Here is an 18,159-nt window from a genome sequence, read left to right as displayed (position 1 = left end):
CTCCTTAGCGAAACACGAGGAAATACATGAGGAACACGTTCACCACCAGCAGGGTTAACGCGGTCGGGATCTGAATCTTGATCACCTGATATTTGTCTTTCAGCTCCAGCAGCGCGGCGGGAACGATATTGAAGTTCGCTGCCATCGGCGTCATCAGCGTGCCGCAGTAGCCCGCGTACATGCCAATCGCCAGCAGCGGCGCCGGGTTGCCGTGATGCACGTTGATCAGAAACGGTAACGCGATGCCGGCACTCAGCACCGGGAAGGCCGCAAAGGCGTTGCCCATAATCATGGTAAACAGCGCCATCCCCACGCAGTAAATCACCACCAGCATAAAGCGGTTATCCGGGTTAACGAACAGGCTCACCACCTTCTGCACCGAATCACCGGTGTTGGCTGCCACGAACACGCCGCCGAGCATGGCGAGCATCTGCGGCAGGATCACCGCCCAGCCAATGGTATCGACAAGACGGCGAGACTGACGAATGGCGTGCAGCGGCGTGCCTTTGGTGAGCCACCAGCCGGTGAGGATCGCCGCGACGCAGGCCACGCAAAGCGCCGCCAGGGTGAGCTGTTTCTGATCGAGCAGGAACACGCCGCCAATCGACACGCCCTTCAGAAACAGCGTCCCGATAACCGTCACCACCGGGATCATCAGCGCGGGCAGGAACAGCCAGTTTTTAAGGCGGTTTGACGACGCGAGACGTTCGTCTTCGGTCGACATTTTATAGTGCCCTTTTCCGACCAGACCAAAGCCCGCCAGCAGCGCGATAGCGATGACGCCGCCGCCGATTATCCGGTACGCCAGCGATTTCCCCAGCTCCTGAACCATCAGATCGCCAAACAGGAAGATCCCGCCAAACAAGAACCAGAACAGCGCGGTGGTAAAGCGCTTCGGATTGGCGCGATCGCGCAGGGTCATCACAACCAGCAGCATCACGACAAAGCCGATCAGGTAGTACACGCGGTTAATGGTGATAAGCGTCATCATTGCGCGGCCCCCTGCGTGCCCTGCTCCGCGCGCCAGGCCATGACGTCGCGACGGATGCTGGCATCCAGACGCAGCAGGCGCGTCATATGAATAATTAATGCCGCAATGGCGGTTGGAATGGCCCACAGGCCGATATGCAGCGGTTCAATGCCCGGAATACCGTTCTCTTTCAGGAACGCGTCGATCAGCAGCACCGCGCCAAAGGCAATAAAGATATCTTCGCCAAAGAAGACCGCGATGTTGTCGCACGCGGCGGCATGGGCTTTGATTTTGTCGCGGATGTGCTGCGGCAGCTCGCCGTATTCGTTCAGCGCCGCCCCTTCGGCCATCGGCGCCAGCAGCGGACGCACCGTCTGGGCATGACCACCCAGCGACATCAGCCCCAGCGCGGCGGTACCTTCACGCGCGACAAAATAGAGCATCAGAATTCGCGCCGAGGTGGCGCTGGCGATCTTCGCCACCCAGGCCTGGGCGCGCTCCTTAAGCCCGTAGTATTCCAGCAGACCAATCACCGGCAGGATCAGAATGAAGGTTGCCAGCGAGCGACTATTCACGAACTTTTCGCCAAAGGTCTCCAGCAGCATCCCGAAATCCATCCCGACCAGCAGACCCGTTGCCAGCCCCGCCACCACGACCACCAGCAGCGGGTTGAAGCGTAGTGCAAAACCAATAACCACGATCGGTATCCCGATCAGCGGCAGCAGCGTAGTACCGTCCATAACGTTTACCCTATCGAAAGTGAGCGTTGCGCGCCGGCGGCTATTTTTTTAATTTGCGGCGAGCGATGTTGTGTTTTGTTGGCAGGCTTCACAAAACCTGCGCTAAAAAGCTATATCTGAACCTCAAAAACATGTAAACAAATTATCAATAAAATGTTCTTATTTTATCGATGAGTTTACATTTCTGGCTAAGGAACGTTATGAACTCGAAAAAGAGTGCTTCACCCGATCGCGACGATATCAACGATGGTCGGATAGTCTCTTCCCGCCATCTGGTGTCCGAGCGCTGCGCGGAACTGTCAGAGCTGGAATATGCGCTGATCATGACCAGCAACGCGTTCAACAAATGGATGGTGCGCTGCATGACCGCAGCCGGTGAGCCCGATATGGGCGCCTTTGACGTTTCGCTGCTGCATCACGTCAACCACCGCGACCGCAAGAAAAAGCTGGCCGATATCTGCTTCGTCCTCAACGTGGAAGATACCCACGTGGTGACCTATGCCCTGAAAAAGCTGGTTAAAGCGGGCTACGTGACGAGTGAGAAAGCGGGCAAAGAGCTCTTTTTCTATACCACCGAGGAAGGGAAAGCGTTGTGCATGAAGTACCGGGACGTGCGGGAAGCGTGTCTGATTGCGATCCACGCGGAGAGCGGCATTGCCGGGAAGTCGATCGGAGAAACCGCGCAGCTGTTACGCACGATCTCCTCCCTGTATGACACCGCCGCCCGCGCGGCGGCATCACTCTAACGCTAAGGACGTCTGAAGAGGGTAATACTCCGTCCGGCCAGCTCGTACTCTACGGTTTCGGTGATCGCGGTCCCTGCGGCAGCGTCATCCGCCGTGGAGAGCTCCAGCACCCATCCCCCTTCGCCAAACTGCGGGATCTGGAACGGTACGGTGCCTTCAAACGGGTTGAACAGCATCAGCACGTCGTGCCAGATGCCGTCCTCCTGCCGCAGATCCGGCCTGCTGATGGAGACGCCGAGCGTCGAACCTTCATCCCACTGTTCGGCCTGCTGCGGGCCGCCTCCGGCATTAAACCAGCGGATCTCCAGCCCGTCGCGCCAGCTCTCACGACGCAGCAGCGGCTGTTGCGCGCGAAGGGCGATGAGCCGTCGGGTGAACTCGCGCAGCGCGGCGTCGTTTTCGGAAAGCCCCTTCCAGTCGATCCACGAGATCTCGCTATCCTGACAGTAGCCGTTATTGTTGCCCTTCTGCGTGCGGCCAAACTCGTCCCCCGCCAGCAGCATCGGCGTGCCGTGGGAAAACAGCAGCGTGGTCAGGAAATTACGCTTCTGCCGCTCCCGGGTAGCGATGATATCCGGATTTTCGGTTGGCCCTTCTTCGCCGTAGTTGTACGAGCGATTGTCATTATGCCCGTCGTTATTGTCCTCGCCGTTGTCGGCGTTGTGCTTCTCGTTGTACGACACCAGGTCATTCAGCGTAAAGCCGTCGTGAGCGGTGATGAAGTTGACGCTGGCCCACGGGCGACGCCCGCGCAGGTCGTACAGATCCCCGGATCCCAGCAGCCGTGCGGCAAAGTCGTTGGAGACGTTATCACCCTTCCAGTACTCGCGTACGGTATCGCGGTATTTGTCGTTCCACTCCCCCCAGCCCGGCGGGAAACCGCCGACCTGATACCCGCCGGGGCCAATATCCCAGGGTTCACCAATCAGCTTAAGTCTCGATAACACCGGATCCTGCGATATGGCGTCGAAGAAACCGCCGCGCGGGTCAAACCCTTCCGGCTCGCGGCCCAGGATCGTCCCCAGGTCGAAACGAAAACCGTCAATATGCATCGATTCCGCCCAGTAGCGCAGCGAATCCATCACCATCTGCAGCACGCGCGGGTGCGAGGTGTTGACCGTGTTTCCCGTCCCGGTGTCGTTGATGTAGTACCGGTGCTGGTCCGGGAGCGTGCGGTAATAGCTGTAGTTATCAATCCCCTTAAACGAGAGCGTGGGGCCAAGTTCATTCCCCTCCGCCGTGTGGTTGTACACCACGTCCAGAATCACCTCGATGCCCGCATCGTGATACGCGCGCACCATGTCGCGAAAGCCCTGGATCCCCGCAGGGCCGTAGTAGCGCGACGCCGGGGCAAAAAAGCCCAGCGTGTTATAGCCCCAGAAATTTTTCAGGCCCCGGTCGAGCAGATGCTGGTCGTCCGGGAACCAGTGAACCGGCAGCAGCTCCACCGAGGTGATTCCGAGACTCTTGATGTAATCGACCGAGGCTTTGTGTCCCATCCCCTCAAACGTCCCGCTCAGCTCGGGCGGGATGGCCGGGTTCATCTGGGTAAAGCCCTTCACGTGGCTCTCGTAGACAACGGTATGCGGCCAGGGCACCTCCGGCCGGTTGTTGTCCTGCCAGTCGAAGGCGTCCGGATCGATAACCTTGCATTTGGGCGTGAACGGCGCGCTGTCGCGCGTATCAAAACTGAGATCCAGTTCATCATGCCCAAGCTCATAGCCGAAATGGGCGTCGTTCCAGTCGATATCACCCACCAGTTCACGCGCGTACGGGTCGATAAGCAGCTTATGCGGGTTGAAGCGGTGACCGTTTTCAGGATCGTAGGGTCCGTAGACGCGATAGCCGTACAGCGCGCCGGGCTTCAGGTCCGGCACATAGCCGTGCCAGACCTCATGGGTATATTCCGGCAGTTCCAGCCGGGCGATTTCGTTTTTCCCGGACGGGTCAAACAGACAGAGCTCTACCCGCTCGGCGTGAGCGGAGAACAGCGCGAAGTTGACGCCCTTCCCGTCATAATTCGCCCCCAACTGCTGGCCATGACCGGCCCGAATTTCAAACGTAGTATCCTTTGCCATTTTCGTTCTCCACGATTATTCGCAGGTAAGCAGAACCAGTACACATCCCTTTTCTGACGTTAAATCCAGCGTCTCTTGCAGAATGCGGCTCTCACCGCTGAACAGATCCCGATAGCGTTTCCCCGCCAGCTCCTCGGGTATCGCCACCGTGGTATTGACCCACAGCTGATGATTATCGGTGACATCAAAAACCAGACGCGGCACGGCGACAATCAGCGCCTCCTCGTCCTTAACGCGGGCATAGACAATCAGGTTCTCCTCGCGCTCGCCGGAGACCTTAAGCGGCAGCCAGTCGCCGTAGCGGAAAAGCGCGTCGTAATGCGGTCGAAGCCGCAGCAGCGTGGCGGTGACGAACTGCTTAACGCGCCCGTCCCGCCAGCAGGCCGGGTTATCAAATACCGTGGCATCCGCCGCGCTGAGGTTGTGCACCAGCGCGTTGAAGTCCGGCTCCCGTCGGTTATCCGGGTCGACGAGGCTAAAGTTAAGCGCCTCGCTGCCCTGATAGATATCCGGCACGCCAGGCGCCGTCAGCTTGATTACCGTCTGGCTGAGGCTGTTCATCAGCCCGGCGCGGATAAAGGGCTGCATCGCCTCGCTAAAATCCTGCAGGAACAGGGCGTTGTCCGGCGAAAGCAGATGCCGCGCGTAGCTCAGCACCACGCTCTCATAGCTCTCGTTGCTGTCGATCCAGTCGGTGCGCTGTTTTGCCTCCCGCAGCGCTTTCTCGAGGAAGCCGAGGAAACGTTCTTCCAGCGATTTCAGCCCGTCGGCGTCGTCCGGTGACAGCGTGGCGGGCCAGACGCCCGCCAGCGCCTGATAGATCATCCACGTATCGGCGGCGTTCGGCGCGGTACCGTCATTGAGAAAACGCACCTGGGTCTGGTTCATCTGCCGCCAGCGGGCCAGGTTGTCACCCCATCGTTCCGGGGCTTCCGTCAGGGTATAGAGACGCGCCCGGGCGTCTTCCCCGCGCTTGGTATCGTGCGTGGAGGTGCCCAGCAGCGCGTCGGGCTGTCGGGCGAGACGAATGCGCATATCCTGGTGGAAGCGGGATAATAAAAACGCGCGCGGCGTCGGGTCGGCGCCCACTTCATTGAGCGCCAGCTCCAGGTTGTGGCGAAAGAACAGCGTGTCTTCAACGGACTTCGCCATCAGCGGCCCGGTAAGCTGCTGGAAGCGGGTTCTGAACAGCGCGGCGGACTCGCGGCAATCTTCCGGCAGGTCGGCGGTAAGAATGTGCACAATCAGACTCAGCGCCGCTTCAGAAGTCTCCACGCTGGCGACCACGCGGTTAAGCAGCGCCACGTCAGACGGGGTTAATCCCTCCCGGGTGCCGTAGGTGCGGTAGACCGGAAAGGCAATAAGCAGCTCGCGCAGCGCGTGGCGGATCTCCTCGCGCGGCAGCGCAACCTCATTGCGGCGGGCCAGATCGTCAGCAAGGTTAAGCAGCGTGGTGAATTCACCCTCGAAATTGCGATCGGTCATCAGGCCCTTGGCATCGCGCAGTTCCGCGTGGCGATCGACCGTCACGCCCAGCGTTTCGTCGTGGATGGTCTCCAGTCGCGTCAGGTTATCGTCATCGACCAGCACTTCCGCCAGCGAGGCGATAAACTCGTAGCCGGTGGTGCCGGATACCGGCCAGTCGGCGGGGAGCTGTTCCCCCTTCGCGAGGATTTTTTCAACCGTGATGTAGCAGTCGGGCCCGGTTTTCTCCCGCAGGCGCTGCAGATAGCCCAGCGGATCGGCCAGGCCGTCGACGTGATCGATTCGCAGGCCGTCCACCACGCCAGCGTGAACCAGCTCCAGGATCAGCCGGTGCGTATCGTCGAAGACCGCGTCGTCTTCAACCCGAACGCCGACCAGGCCGGTGATCTCGAAGAAGCGCCGCCACGAGAGCTGCTTCGGCGCTTCCCGCCAGGACATCAGGCGCCAGCTTTGCGCGTCGTGCAGTTCGGCAATGCTTTTCTCCTCGCTGTACGTGCCGGGGTTGAGCGGATATTCGGCGTCATAGTAAACCAACGCGGCCTTGTTCGTGACAGGGTCACGTTTTAGGGCGATCGCCCCCTTCTCCAGCTCGGTCTCAAAGGTGTCGCCGAGGAACGGCAGCGTTATCGGGCGCGACCCGTCGATATCGAAATAGCGAAAATAGCGGCTCTGCTGGCCGTATTCAATCACGTCCCGCCACCAGGCGTTTTCCAGCGAGGTGGACATATGGTTCGGGACAATATCCAGAATCAGCCCCATGCCGGCCTGCTTAAGCGCCGCGGCCATGCGGTCGAAACCGTCTCGTCCGCCGATCGCGGGGTCAATTTCATTCGGGTTGGTCACGTCATAGCCGTGGGTGGAACCCGCTGTGGCGGTAAATACGGGCGATGCATAGAGATGGCTAATGCCGAGATCTTTCAGGTAAGGCACCAGCGCCGCAACGCGGTCGAAGGTCATGCCATTACGGAACTGAATACGGTACGTGGCGGAAGGGATCATAACGATGCTTCTCCATCAGCAAAGCGAACGACAATACCGTTCGGCGGTAAAACGTCAGTGACTTCCGGCCAGGCAAAGCGCGTCTCACCCGCGATATCGGGCAGCGCGACGGGCTTATTGCCGATATTCAGCGCCAGAGAGAGCGTCCCCGACGGGAAATGCCAGCTCACCGCCACCATGCCGGGCGCGGTCTTGATTACCTTGCCCTCAACGGCGCCGCCATGACGCAGAAGCGGAACGATATGGCGATGGCGCAGCGTCAGCAGGTGGCGCGTGAAGCGCAGCCACGTTTTGCCTTCGTCGGTGGCAACCTTATTCCAGTCGAGTTTTGAACGGATGAAGGTGTTCACGTCATTCGGATCCGGGACGGTTTCATCGTGCCCGGCATGGCCGGTAAATTCTTTCGCGCGCCCTTCCCGCACCGCCTTTGCCAGATCGCCGTGAAAATCGGTGAAAAACAGGAACGGGTGCGTTTCCCCAAACTCCTCGCCCATAAACAGCAGCGGGATATGGGGGGAAAGCAGCAGAGCGGCAAGCAGCACCCGCGTCTTGTCGGATCCCGCCAGGGCGATCAGCCGCTCGCCCTGGGCGCGATTCCCGGTCTGATCGTGGTTCTGAATAAAATCGACGAAGAACTGCGGCGGCTGCGTCTGGCACTCCACGCCGCGGGATTCGCCGGTTTGCAGCGACACCTCGCCCTGGTAGACAAAGCCTTCCGCCAGCGCCCGAGCGAACTTTTTCTCCGGCTCAAAGGCAAAATCCTGGTAGTACGCGTGCGTCTCGCCGGTGGCAAACACGTGGGCAGCGTTGTGGAAGTCATCATTCCACTCGGCGGTGAACAGCGGCGCGTTGCCCTGCTCATCCCGAGGATGCAGAAAAATCACGTTGCGGCTGTCTTCCGTGGTCAGGTGAACGTGACGGTGCGGGATCGCCTCGCGGATCTTTTCTGCTATCTCCACAAGAATGTGCGTGTCCGAGCCGTCTTTAATCTGGTCGATGGCATCAAAGCGCAGGCCGTCCAGACGGTATTCCGTGAGCCAGTAGAGCGGCGCATCGGTAATGTACTGCCTCACCGGCTCGCGTTCATAAGCAATTCCGTTGCCCCACGGCGTCATACGCTGATCATCAAAAAACGCGGGCGACAGTAGCGGCAGATAGTTCCCCTCCGGGCCGAAGTGGTTAAGCACGATATCCAGCACCACGGAGAGCCCCAGCCCGTGCGCGGCGTCGATAAACGCGTGGAAATCCTCCGGCGTGCCGTAGGCAGAGTGCGGGGCGTACAGCAGCACGCCGTCATACCCCCAGCCGCGGGTTCCGCCAAACTGGGAGACGGGCATGACCTCAAGCTGGGTAATACCGAGCTCCGCCAGATACGGCAGCTTGTCGATGGCGGCCCGGAAGGTGCCCTCCGGGGTAAACGTGCCGATGTGCAGCTCGTAGATAACCGTGTCTTCCCACGGCCGCCCTGCCCAGTCCCGGTTGACCGGCTGGTAGCGTTGGGGATCGATAACGATGGAGGGGCCGTTAACGTCGCCCTTTTGCGCGCGCGACGCCGGGTCGGGTACCGTCATGCCGTCCTGCAGAACAAATTGATATTCTGCACCGTTCGTGACGCCGGATACGTCAGCCTGAAACCAGCCGTCGCCCGTTGCCGTCATCGGCACGTCGGCGGCGGCCAGACGTAGCGTAAGTTCTTTCTGTCCTTCTGCCCAGACGCGAAAACGTACAACGTCATCGGAAATAAACCCAGCACCCCACTGCTTTTGAAATGTCCTGAATTCCATTCATTGTCCTCGAATGACCCACATTTTACGCGGAACGAAGTACAAGCTTAGTTCAGGATTAAAAGTGCGTGAGCCCAGCGGATTTAACCGCTTCGTCTATTCTTTATTAAATAACTCACTACCGGGAATACTATGCAGATTCGAAAAGGACTCAGTACCGACCTCACACGCCTTGAATGCTGTGACTTTTCTTTCACCATAAGCCACGTTGCGCGAGAGCCCTTTATCCACTGTGATTTACATATCGAAGCCGTCGCCGAGCCCTGGATTAAAACCTACGAGCTTGATATCCAAACCCTTGAAAACCATTGCGTTAATCCGGACGCAATATTTCTTATTGCCGAAACGGATGACGGGGAAATTGCGGGATTTATTACCGCGTCAATCGGCTGGAATAAGTTTATCTCGGTGGATTACATTGCTGTAGAGCGCACGAAACGCAGAACCGGCGCCGCGCAAAAATTAATGGCCGCCGCGCACGTGTGGGCCCGCAGCGTAAACGCGCCGGGACTACGGCTTGAAACACAAAATGTGAACGTCTCTGCCTGTCTGTTTTACCGCAACTACGGGTTTACCCTGGGCGGATACGATCGTTATCTCTACAACGCCTTGCCGGAAAAAGACGAGGTCGCCCTGTTCTGGTATTACATGCTGGTCTAGCGGCGCGGCCTTCATATTTCTGTCATTGAATTTCATTACGCTTTCGGGATTTTAACCACGGTGTTGAGGAAAGAAGTGTGAATTCAATGGCTAAGGCATTACTGCTGGCATTACCTGTTTTGAGTGCAACGGCAGCGGCGACGGCCGCCGGGGGCGACCTGTGTGAACCCAAAGCGTACGAAATGGCGCTGCGCTATCAGCAGAAATCGGCAGAGATTATGGCCCTTCAGCTGCAGACGTATCGGTTTGCCACAGAGCGTTTCAACGAAAAGTTAAAAGATCTGAAAACGCCCGAAAACTACGCCGTGGTGATGGACCTCGACGAAACGGTGCTGGATAACACCCCTCTACTGGTGCGCGACACCGAGCAGTGTCACGACTATACAAAATGGGACACCTGGAGCGACTGGGAAAAACAGGGAAAACCCGGCTTAATTCCGGGCGCGAAGGCGTTTCTTGACCATGTGAATCAGAGCAACGTCCGTATCTATTACGTCTCGGATCGCATGCAGGAAAATAAAGCCGATACGCTCAGGACGTTAAAAGCCCTGGGACTTCCGCAGGTGTCCGATGAAAGCGTGCTTCTGGACACGGTCAGCAAGGAAGAGCGTCGCCAGAGCATCCTCAAAAAGCAGCAGATCGTGATGCTGTTTGGCGACAGCCTTCCGGATTTCGCCGTGCAGTTTAAAAACAAAAAGCCGAGCGAACAGCAGCGCGAGCTGGTTGAGGCCAGCGCGGAACACTTCGGAAACGACTGGATTGTGCTGCCAAATGCCGCTTATGGCTCCTGGTCCAAAGCCACGCCGGACGGCTGGAACGCACCGCTGAAAAAATAACGTGTTACGGGCCGGGAAAGGCAGCATCGCCACCCGGCCTCTTCGCTGTGCTATCCACTGCGTTTATAGGTCCTATCATTTCTGGGCAGGTTCTTATAATTTTACGAAGAAGTAAGATGAGCGCTTTCAAAGGAGACTCGTATGCTTACCGTGAAAAAACTTGCTCTTTCTACGCTGATTTCCAGTTCACTGCTTTTCTACCCTGCGCTGCAGGCGGCGGCAGAGACGCCTCAGCACGTCGTTAAACAACCGGCGGGCGGGTACAGCGTTCAGGTCGGCGATGTGCTGGTTACCTCGTTTACGGACGGGACCGTCGCGCAGGATCTACACAAGCTGCTGCGCCGGACAACGCCGCAAAAAATCGATGCGCTGCTCGCGAAAAATTTCCAGACCAACCCGCCCGAGGTGTCCATCAACGCGTTCCTGATTGCGATGCCCGGACATAAAATTCTGGTAGATACGGGCTCAGGCCAGCTCTTTGGCCCCGGCAACGGCGGACGTCTGATTGAGAGCCTCGCCACCCAGGGGGTTAAACCCGAGGACATTACTGAAGTCCTGCTGACCCACGCCCACTCCGATCACGCGGGCGGCCTGGTGAAAGACGGCAAGGTGGTGTTCAGCAACGCGCGCGTTTTCGTTGGCAAACCGGACGTCGACTTTTTCTTTAACGACGAGAATCAGAAAAAAACCGGCTACGGCAAGAACTACTTTGACGTCGCGCAGAAGACCTTAAAACCCTATCTTGATGCCGGTAAAGTGGTGCCGTTTAGCGGCACATCGGAGATTCTTCCGGGGCTGACCGGCACGGTTCATCCCGGCCATACGCCGGGTTCAGCCTTCTACACCCTGACGAGCAAAGGCGAGAAGATCACCTTTGTCGGCGACATCATTCATGCCGCGGCGGTACAGTTCCCGCAGCCTGACGTGACCATTACCTACGATGAAGATCAGAACAAAGCGGCAAGCGTGCGCGAGCATGCGTTTGCGGACTTTGTGAAAAATAAAGACCTGGTCGCCGCGCCCCATCTGCCGTTCCCGGGTATCGGGTACGTCACCAAAGGCGAAAACGGCGGCTATGCCTGGGTCCCTGTCACCTATACCAACCGGGACGCCAGCAGCGCGAAATAAAATGACGCCCCTCTTTGACATGGACATCGACCTTATCCTGACCCTTGACGCCCTGCTTCAGGACAGGAATATCACCCATGCGGCCGCGCGGCTGGGCATCAGCCAGCCCGCGCTTTCCGCCCGTCTCGCGCGTCTGCGAACGCTGTTTGGTGAACCGCTGTTTATTCCCTCCCCACATGGACGTGGGGTGCTACCCACGCCGCGAGCGGAAGCGCTTAAGCCGCAGGTGGAGAGCGTTCTGCGCGGCATCAGCGCGATGTTTTCTCCCACCACGTTTGATGCCCAGACCAGCACCCGAACCTTTGTCATCGCGCTGCACGAAAACCCGGCGCTGATGCTGGGCTCCGGGCTGCTTAACCAGGTGGGTACCGACGCCCCCGGCATTCGCCTGCGCTTCGCCCTGCCACAGATGTCCGAATTGCCGCAGCAGCTGGAAAACGGAGATGTGGATATCTACATCGGCGTAAGCGCGGGCGCCCATGACGGCTGGGTGAGACGCAAACTGCTCGACGACGCGTTTGCCACCGCCCAGCGCAAAGGCCATCCGCGCGGGAGCGGAGCGTTAGACCTGGAAAGCTACTGCGCGCTTTCGCATCTGGTGGTGTCGTCGGCGGGAGATCCGTTTACCGGATTTGTCGATCAAACCCTGGCCGGGCTGGGCTATCAGCGACGCGTTGCTATGTCCACGCAGAGCTACGCCGTGGCGCCTGCGCTTGTCGCCGGTACCGACCTGGTGTGCACTCTGCCGGAGCGGATGCTGAGACAGTTCGCCTCCACGCTGGATATTTTTCCGCCGCCGCTGCCGCTCCAGCCGATTACCATCTACATGTACTGGCACCCGAAAAACAGCCAGGATCCGGCAAATGCCTGGCTGCGCGAGCAGCTGCTGCGGGCCGCCGGACGTCAGGCGTGATCGAGGGTAATCAGAAATTTTTTAAGCACTTCTGATCGGATAATCCGGTGGCAAACCAGCGTCAGCTCGCTTTCCCGGAGCCGGTCGAGGATGTCCACGTAAACCACATTCTCGACGCTCACCGCCTTTGCCGACGCGGGCAGCAGCGCCAGCCCAAACCCCGCCGAGACCAGGCTTATCACCGTGGGCACGTCGGTCGCGTTTTGCACCACGTCCGGCTGAAAGCCCGCTCCGCTGCAGGCGTCATAAAAGTACTGTTCCAGCCCCATTCCCTCCGGGTCGCGCAGGGAGATCCATTTTTCGTCCTTCACTGACGAAAGCGTCAGCGCGGACGACCCCGCCAGCGGATGCTGACGATACAGCGCAAGTACCGTTTTCTCTGACGTGAAGGGGCGGCTTTGCAGATCGTCAGGCAGCGACGGCAGCGGCGCCCGGATAATAGCCACATCGAGCTGGTTGCTCTGCACGGCCGCGTAGAGCGTCTGCACGTTTCCCGTCACCAGTGACATGGTAATGGCCGGCCAGCGCGTGTGCATCTGGCGCAGCGCGGCGGGCAGCCTGCCGTCGAACATCGCGCTCGACACGCATCCCAGGTTTAGTACCCCCTGCTCGCCCCGTGCCGTTTGCCTGGCGTCGAGAACCGCCTGCTCGGTCAGGGAGATGGCGAGCCTTGCTTTCACCAGAAACGCTTCACCCGCGGGCGTCAGGGTTAAGCGGCGGTTCGCCCGGCTGAAAAGCGTGACGCCTAAACGTTCTTCCAGCGCCTTTATCTGCTGGCTCAGTGCCGGTTGCGCCATGTTCAGACGCTCGGCGGCCCGGTGCATGTGGAGCTCTTCGGCCACGACGATGAAGTTGCGCATCTGACGAAACTGCACGGAACGCCTCCTTTTGATAAGAATTTACTTATCAATTTAGCAGTAATGATGCAATTGATGCTATTGGTCATTGCCATAAAAATGGAGGTATTCAAACGAGGGAGGAAAATATGGAAAACAAGATTAACGATCTCCGCAGCGCCATCGCCCTGCTTCAGCGCCATGAAGGGCAGTATCTTGAAACCGATCATCCGGTCGATCCCAACGCGGAGCTGGCGGGAGTCTACCGTCATATCGGCGCGGGCGGCACGGTAAAACGCCCGACCCGCACGGGCCCGGCCATGATGTTCAACAGCGTGAAGGGCTATCCGGGCTCCCGCATCCTGGTGGGCATGCACGCCAGCCGCGAGCGCGCGGCGCTGCTTCTGGGCTGCGAGCCCTCCGAGCTTGCAAAACACGTCGGCCAGGCGGTGAAAAAGCCGGTTGCGCCGGTTGTCGTTCCGGCCTCGCAAGCGCCCTGCCAGGAACAGGTTTTCTACGCAGACGATCCTGACTTCGATCTGCGCAAGCTGCTTCCGGCCCCGACCAACACGCCGATTGATGCGGGTCCGTTCTTCTGTCTGGGACTGGTGCTGGCAAGCGATCCGGAAGACAGTTCGCTGACGGATGTCACCATTCACCGTCTCTGCGTCCAGGAGCGTGACGAGCTTTCCATGTTCCTTGCCGCCGGTCGGCATATCGAAGTCTTCCGCAAAAAGGCGGAAGAAGCCGGAAAACCGCTGCCGGTGACGATCAATATGGGGCTCGATCCCGCCATCTATATCGGCGCGTGCTTTGAGGCGCCTACCACGCCGTTTGGCTACAACGAGCTGGGTGTCGCCGGGGCGCTGCGCCAGCAGCCGGTCGAGCTGGTGCAGGGCGTGGCGGTCAAAGAGAAAGCCATCGCGCGGGCGGAAATCATCATCGAGGGCGAACTGCTGCCGGGCGTGCGCGTGAGAGAGGATCAGCACACCAACACCGGCCACGCGATGCCGGAGTTCCCGGGCTACTGCGGCGAGGCGAATCCATCTCTGCCGGTGATCAAAGTGAAAGCCGTGACCATGCGAAACCACGCGATCCTGCAGACGCTGGTGGGACCGGGGGAAGAACATACCACCCTGGCCGGATTGCCGACGGAGGCCAGCATCCGCAATGCCGTTGAAGAGGCGATTCCGGGCTTCCTGCAAAACGTCTATGCCCATACCGCGGGCGGCGGTAAGTTCCTCGGGATATTGCAGGTGAAAAAACGCCAGCCGTCAGACGAAGGACGCCAGGGCCAGGCGGCGCTCATCGCCTTAGCCACCTATTCGGAGCTGAAAAACATTATTCTTGTCGACGAAGACGTGGATATTTTCGACAGCGACGACATCCTGTGGGCGATGACGACGCGCATGCAGGGCGATGTCAGCATCACCAATATTCCGGGGATCCGAGGCCACCAGCTGGATCCGTCCCAGTCGCCGGATTACAGCACCTCGATTCGCGGCAACGGCATTTCCTGCAAGACGATCTTCGACTGCACGGTGCCGTGGGCGCTGAAGGACCGCTTCGAGCGCGCGCCGTTTATGGAGGTAGACCCGCGTCCATGGGCGCCGGAGCTGTTTGGCGGAAACTGATCACTAAAGGCCACGTTAGGGTGGCCTTTATCGTTATCCTGGCTGGTATTCTAGCGTTTCATGATAGGATGGATTTTTCGGAAGTCACAATGCACTTATAAAATTTTCGCATTTTAAACGCCTTGCCCGGACTTATTTCGACGCATGACCCGGCAAGTCTTAATCTGGCGCATGCATACCTGCCAATGCTTTTGTAAACTTTTTCATCTAAAATGCCGTCAGCCGTCCAGTCGTTGCCGCTTCCCCCACTTTCTTGTACCCTTTCTCCGTTAACCCTGCCCCCACAAACATTGAGACATCCGGACATCTATGACTGCACACATTTCTAACGATCCTTTGCATGGCGTAACGCTGGAGATGATGGTCAACGCCCTGGTGGCGAAATATGGCTGGAGCGAACTGGGCGACCGCATCAAAATTAACTGTTTCAGAAAAGATCCCAGCGTTAAATCGAGCCTCAAATTTCTGCGCCGCACCCCGTGGGCGCGCGCGGAAGTGGAAGCCCTGTATCTGGACTCCCTCAACGATGAGGTAAGCACAGTACAGGCGGAGCCCGCCTTTAATCCCTGGGCCAACAGTCGGATTATCAAGAGCTAATACGCAAATGACGCGACACGTAAAACGGATTGGTGCGCTGGCTGCCTGCGCGCTTTTACTTGTGAGTTGCTCCTCAAAACCACCCAAATCATTGGTTACCCCGCTCCCCACCGTGAGCAAACCGACGCAGCAGGCAAACGAGCCGATGCGCGGCATCTGGCTGGCGACCGTCTCTCGTCTCGACTGGCCGCCGGTGGCCTCGGTGAATGGCCGCAGCGCTGACCAGCGCATCGCGATGCAAAAGCAGGCGCTGACAAGCAAGCTCGACAACCTTAAGCACCTCGGCATTAATACGGTGTTTTTCCAGGTGAAGCCGGACAGCACGGCCCTCTGGTCATCAAAAATTTTACCGTGGTCGGATATGCTGACGGGCAACATCGGCGAATATCCGGGATACGATCCGCTGCAGTTTATGCTGGATGAAGCGCACAAGCGCGGCATGAAGGTCCATGCCTGGTTCAACCCGTACCGCGTGTCGACCAACACCAAGCCGTCCACCATCGCTGCCCTGAACCAGACTTCGTATCAGACCCCGTCCAGCGTCTATGTTCAGCACCCGGAGTGGGTGCGCATCTCGGGCGACCGTTTTGTTCTCGACCCCGGTATTCCGGAAGTGCGCGACTGGATCACCAAAGTGGTGATCGAAGTGGTGGCTAACTACCCGGTAGACGGCGTGCAGTTTGATGATTACTTTTACGCCGAATCGCCGGGGTCCGCGCTGAATGACGCACAGACCTGGCGGCAGTACGGTCAGGGATTTGCCTCAAAGGCCGACTGGCGTAGACACAACACGCAGCAGCTGATCGTCCAGGTGTCCCGCGCGATTAAACAGACCAGGCCCGACGTTGAGTTTGGCGTCAGCCCGGCGGGCGTGTGGCGTAACCGCTCCTTTGACCCGGCAGGCTCGGACACCCGCGGCGCCGCGGCCTACGATGAATCCTACGCCGATACCCGTCAGTGGGTGCAGCAGGGCCTGCTGGACTACATCGCTCCGCAGATTTACTGGCCCTTCTCCCGGGATTCCGCGCGCTACGACGTGCTGACCAAATGGTGGGCCGACGTCGTGAAGCCGACCCACACGCGCCTGTATATCGGCATTGCGTTCTATAAGGTGGGCGAGCCGTCGAGAAACGAGCCGGACTGGACGGTTCAGGGCGGGGTGCCGGAGCTGAAAAAGCAGCTCGATCTCAACGATTCGCTGCCCAACGTGAACGGCACCATCCTGTTCCGGGAAGATTACCTGAACCAGCCGCAGACGCAGCAGGCGGTTAACTACCTGAAAGGACGCTGGGGAAGCTAAATCACTATCCGGCAGAAACGCCCCGTTTCTGCCTGTTTTTTTTACGGCTTCGGCCCAAACATCGCCTCAAGCTGCTGCGCATCCGGCATACCGACCACCTGCTGCAGCTCATTTTCCGCATTCAGATAGTAAATGGCCGGCGTGGCGTTAGCGCCCAGGCTGTCCATCAGCGTCTGGTGCTTCTGCAGGATCGCTACCGTTTCACGGGAAGCCTCGCCCTCTGGCTTGGGCAGTTTTTTGCCACCGGAGAGCTCGTATTCGCGCCAGGCCGAAACCGGATCCTTCGCATTCAGAATCGCCGAAGCGTTACGCCCGCTGTTGGGGTTGAGAAACGCCACCAGCAGCGTGTTGAGCTGCACCTTGCCCGCCTTCACCCACGGCTGCGCTTCGGCCCAGAACTGCTTGCAATACGGACAGAACGGATCGGCGAAAACAAAGACCTTACGTGGAGCGCTATCTGCCCCTTCCTTCAGGGGATGCGCCGCGTTGAGGTTCTTCCACATCTCGCGGCCCATCGGGGCGTAGATCTCTTTCTGGAAATAGCCCTCGCTGAGGTTCTTCCCTTTGTCATCATAAAGATAACCCGAGATCACGTGCTTGCCGTCGGGCGTTAAAAACAGCGTAACGCCCATATCCTGGTACTGCCCAAGCCAGGCGGGCGCGCCGCCGGGCGCATCCAGCTTCTTGATGACTTTAATGTTCTGCTGCTCGCTGAAGTGCTTCACCACGTCCGGTATGCCTTCAGCCGCCTGTACCAGCCCTGACGTCGCCAGCGCCGAAAGTAACAGTATTTTTTTCATTTCCCTCTCCGTTTTATCGGGGGCATTTCGCCCCCCTCAGGTTAGCGGTTTTTCAGTGCGTCGCTGACCATTTCGTCGAACTGTTCGAACGGCACCCAGCCGGGAAGCAATCCCTCGCCGATAAGCGTGGCGGGCGTGCCCTGGATCCCCATTTTTTCCGCCACAATGAGGCTTCGCCTGATTGTCAGCAAACTCTCCTCATCCGGCGTCGCGACGCTCACGCCCGCCCGCTTCTGCGCCTCCTCAATGCTGGCGTCATCGTGGTAGCCCTTTTTCGCCATCAGGGTGTGGTTCAGGTTCATAAACTGCCCGGGATCTTTTCGCCAGATCGTTAAGGCGTCTCGCGCAGCGGTCAGCGAACTTTCCGAGCGGAAAGGTAAGAACTTAAAGACCACCGCGACGTCCGGATGCTTTTCAACGATCTTCTCCAGGTACGGATCGAATTTTTTACAGTACGGGCAGTTGTAGTCGGTAAACACCACCAGGGTGAGCTTTGGGTTTTTCGCGCCGATGCGCGGGGAGTTCGGATCGTTAAACAGGAAATCAGCGATAATCTTCTGCGCCCGCTGCTGCTGGTCCGGCGTCTGCGACTGGGCAGCGAACACCTGAAGCGGGGCCAGCAGGAGCAGAAGCGTAATAAGGAGTTTTTTCAT

General features: G+C 58.7%; 16 protein-coding genes. 8 read left to right on the top strand and 8 right to left on the bottom strand.

The window, feature by feature from the left end:
* Positions 1–4: 4 nt before the first annotated feature.
* Positions 5–991, bottom strand: a complete 987-nt coding sequence (locus NUX24_RS12655; RefSeq protein ID WP_047653330.1) for a DUF979 domain-containing protein — start codon at positions 989–991, stop codon at positions 5–7.
* The gene (locus NUX24_RS12650) at positions 988–1,710 is read right to left on the bottom strand and encodes a DUF969 domain-containing protein (RefSeq protein WP_047653331.1); all 723 of its coding nucleotides are present in this window, start codon (positions 1,708–1,710) and stop codon (positions 988–990) included. The genes NUX24_RS12655 and NUX24_RS12650 overlap by 4 nt, the downstream gene beginning before the upstream one ends.
* A 200-nt stretch (positions 1,711–1,910) precedes the next feature.
* On the opposite strand from NUX24_RS12650, the gene NUX24_RS12645 reads away from it, so the two are divergent.
* Complete coding sequence (locus NUX24_RS12645) at positions 1,911–2,456, top strand: winged helix DNA-binding protein (protein WP_047653332.1); 546 nt, start codon at positions 1,911–1,913, stop codon at positions 2,454–2,456.
* A gap of 2 nt (positions 2,457–2,458) precedes the next feature.
* On the opposite strand, the gene glgX is transcribed toward NUX24_RS12645, so the two are convergent.
* Genes glgX through treZ form a run of 3 tightly spaced genes read right to left on the bottom strand, consistent with a single transcriptional unit; the run spans position 2,459 to position 8,802 of the window.
* Positions 2,459–4,534, bottom strand: a complete 2,076-nt coding sequence (gene glgX, locus NUX24_RS12640) for a glycogen debranching protein GlgX (RefSeq protein ID WP_257831906.1) — start codon at positions 4,532–4,534, stop codon at positions 2,459–2,461.
* 15 nt (positions 4,535–4,549) lie between these two features.
* A complete protein-coding gene (treY, locus tag NUX24_RS12635; protein ID WP_257831904.1) occupies positions 4,550–7,018 on the bottom strand; it encodes a malto-oligosyltrehalose synthase in 2,469 nt (822 codons plus the stop codon).
* Positions 7,015–8,802 carry a malto-oligosyltrehalose trehalohydrolase gene (gene treZ / locus NUX24_RS12630; RefSeq protein ID WP_257831901.1) on the bottom strand — a complete coding sequence of 596 codons (1,788 nt, stop codon included), beginning with the start codon at positions 8,800–8,802 and terminating at the stop codon, positions 7,015–7,017. Before treZ ends, treY begins: the two co-directional genes overlap by 4 nt.
* Positions 8,803–8,934: 132 nt before the next feature.
* On the opposite strand from treZ, the gene NUX24_RS12625 reads away from it, so the two are divergent.
* The 4 genes from NUX24_RS12625 (at position 8,935) to NUX24_RS12610 (ending at position 12,339) form a co-directional block, all read left to right on the top strand.
* Positions 8,935–9,462 carry a GNAT family N-acetyltransferase gene (locus NUX24_RS12625; RefSeq protein WP_126328551.1) on the top strand — a complete coding sequence of 176 codons (528 nt, stop codon included), beginning with the start codon at positions 8,935–8,937 and terminating at the stop codon, positions 9,460–9,462.
* Positions 9,463–9,548: 86 nt separating this feature from the next.
* Positions 9,549–10,298, top strand: a complete 750-nt coding sequence (locus tag NUX24_RS12620) for a 5'-nucleotidase, lipoprotein e(P4) family (RefSeq protein WP_374693105.1) — start codon at positions 9,549–9,551, stop codon at positions 10,296–10,298.
* Positions 10,299–10,439: 141 nt separating this feature from the next.
* Positions 10,440–11,426 carry an MBL fold metallo-hydrolase gene (locus tag NUX24_RS12615; RefSeq protein ID WP_126328553.1) on the top strand — a complete coding sequence of 329 codons (987 nt, stop codon included), beginning with the start codon at positions 10,440–10,442 and terminating at the stop codon, positions 11,424–11,426.
* A 1-nt stretch (position 11,427) separates the two neighbouring features.
* Positions 11,428–12,339, top strand: coding sequence for a LysR family transcriptional regulator (locus NUX24_RS12610; RefSeq protein WP_257831896.1), 912 nt, complete (start codon positions 11,428–11,430; stop codon positions 12,337–12,339).
* Here the strand turns inward: NUX24_RS12610 and NUX24_RS12605 are convergent.
* The gene (locus NUX24_RS12605; RefSeq protein WP_257831894.1) at positions 12,330–13,214 is read right to left on the bottom strand and encodes a LysR substrate-binding domain-containing protein; all 885 of its coding nucleotides are present in this window, start codon (positions 13,212–13,214) and stop codon (positions 12,330–12,332) included. The two genes, NUX24_RS12610 and NUX24_RS12605, sit on opposite strands and share 10 nt — an antisense overlap.
* A gap of 110 nt (positions 13,215–13,324) precedes the next feature.
* Between NUX24_RS12605 and NUX24_RS12600 the strand changes: the two genes are divergently transcribed.
* The 3 genes from NUX24_RS12600 to NUX24_RS12590 all read left to right on the top strand — a co-directional run bounded on the left by NUX24_RS12600 (position 13,325) and on the right by NUX24_RS12590 (position 16,706).
* On the top strand, positions 13,325–14,809 hold the full coding sequence (locus NUX24_RS12600) for a UbiD family decarboxylase (RefSeq protein WP_126328556.1): 1,485 nt from the start codon (positions 13,325–13,327) through the stop codon (positions 14,807–14,809).
* Positions 14,810–15,118: 309 nt separating this feature from the next.
* Complete coding sequence (locus NUX24_RS12595) at positions 15,119–15,406, top strand: VF530 family DNA-binding protein (protein ID WP_047653341.1); 288 nt, start codon at positions 15,119–15,121, stop codon at positions 15,404–15,406.
* 7 nt (positions 15,407–15,413) lie between these two features.
* Positions 15,414–16,706 carry a glycoside hydrolase family 10 protein gene (locus tag NUX24_RS12590; RefSeq protein ID WP_257831889.1) on the top strand — a complete coding sequence of 431 codons (1,293 nt, stop codon included), beginning with the start codon at positions 15,414–15,416 and terminating at the stop codon, positions 16,704–16,706.
* Between the two features lie 41 nt (positions 16,707–16,747).
* Here NUX24_RS12590 and dsbG read toward each other — a convergent pair whose 3' ends face one another.
* Together dsbG and NUX24_RS12580 are read right to left on the bottom strand one after the other, a co-directional pair.
* Positions 16,748–17,506: a thiol:disulfide interchange protein DsbG gene (dsbG, locus tag NUX24_RS12585; RefSeq protein WP_047653343.1), complete on the bottom strand. Its 759-nt coding sequence runs from the start codon at positions 17,504–17,506 to the stop codon at positions 16,748–16,750.
* A gap of 41 nt (positions 17,507–17,547) precedes the next feature.
* Complete coding sequence (locus NUX24_RS12580; RefSeq protein WP_257831886.1) at positions 17,548–18,159, bottom strand: DsbA family protein; 612 nt, start codon at positions 18,157–18,159, stop codon at positions 17,548–17,550.

Origin of the sequence: Enterobacter sp. HG048 (assembly GCF_024702055.1) — a bacterium.
Taxonomy (GTDB): Bacteria; Pseudomonadota; Gammaproteobacteria; order Enterobacterales; family Enterobacteriaceae; genus Enterobacter; species Enterobacter dykesii.
This window is presented reverse-complemented; position numbering and strand designations above follow the sequence as displayed.

Coding starts and splice junctions, on each gene's coding strand:
- NUX24_RS12580 (WP_257831886.1), bottom strand. CDS start 18,159: ATGAAAAAACTCCTTATTACGCTTCTGCTCCTGCTGGCCCCGCTTCAG.
- dsbG (WP_047653343.1), bottom strand. CDS start 17,506: ATGAAAAAAATACTGTTACTTTCGGCGCTGGCGACGTCAGGGCTGGTA.
- NUX24_RS12595 (WP_047653341.1), top strand. CDS start 15,119: ATGACTGCACACATTTCTAACGATCCTTTGCATGGCGTAACGCTGGAG.
- NUX24_RS12600 (WP_126328556.1), top strand. CDS start 13,325: ATGGAAAACAAGATTAACGATCTCCGCAGCGCCATCGCCCTGCTTCAG.
- NUX24_RS12650 (WP_047653331.1), bottom strand. CDS start 1,710: ATGGACGGTACTACGCTGCTGCCGCTGATCGGGATACCGATCGTGGTT.
- NUX24_RS12610 (WP_257831896.1), top strand. CDS start 11,428: ATGACGCCCCTCTTTGACATGGACATCGACCTTATCCTGACCCTTGAC.
- NUX24_RS12645 (WP_047653332.1), top strand. CDS start 1,911: ATGAACTCGAAAAAGAGTGCTTCACCCGATCGCGACGATATCAACGAT.
- glgX (WP_257831906.1), bottom strand. CDS start 4,534: ATGGCAAAGGATACTACGTTTGAAATTCGGGCCGGTCATGGCCAGCAG.
- NUX24_RS12625 (WP_126328551.1), top strand. CDS start 8,935: ATGCAGATTCGAAAAGGACTCAGTACCGACCTCACACGCCTTGAATGC.
- NUX24_RS12655 (WP_047653330.1), bottom strand. CDS start 991: ATGATGACGCTTATCACCATTAACCGCGTGTACTACCTGATCGGCTTT.
- NUX24_RS12620 (WP_374693105.1), top strand. CDS start 9,549: ATGGCTAAGGCATTACTGCTGGCATTACCTGTTTTGAGTGCAACGGCA.
- treZ (WP_257831901.1), bottom strand. CDS start 8,802: ATGGAATTCAGGACATTTCAAAAGCAGTGGGGTGCTGGGTTTATTTCC.
- NUX24_RS12615 (WP_126328553.1), top strand. CDS start 10,440: ATGCTTACCGTGAAAAAACTTGCTCTTTCTACGCTGATTTCCAGTTCA.
- NUX24_RS12590 (WP_257831889.1), top strand. CDS start 15,414: ATGACGCGACACGTAAAACGGATTGGTGCGCTGGCTGCCTGCGCGCTT.
- treY (WP_257831904.1), bottom strand. CDS start 7,018: ATGATCCCTTCCGCCACGTACCGTATTCAGTTCCGTAATGGCATGACC.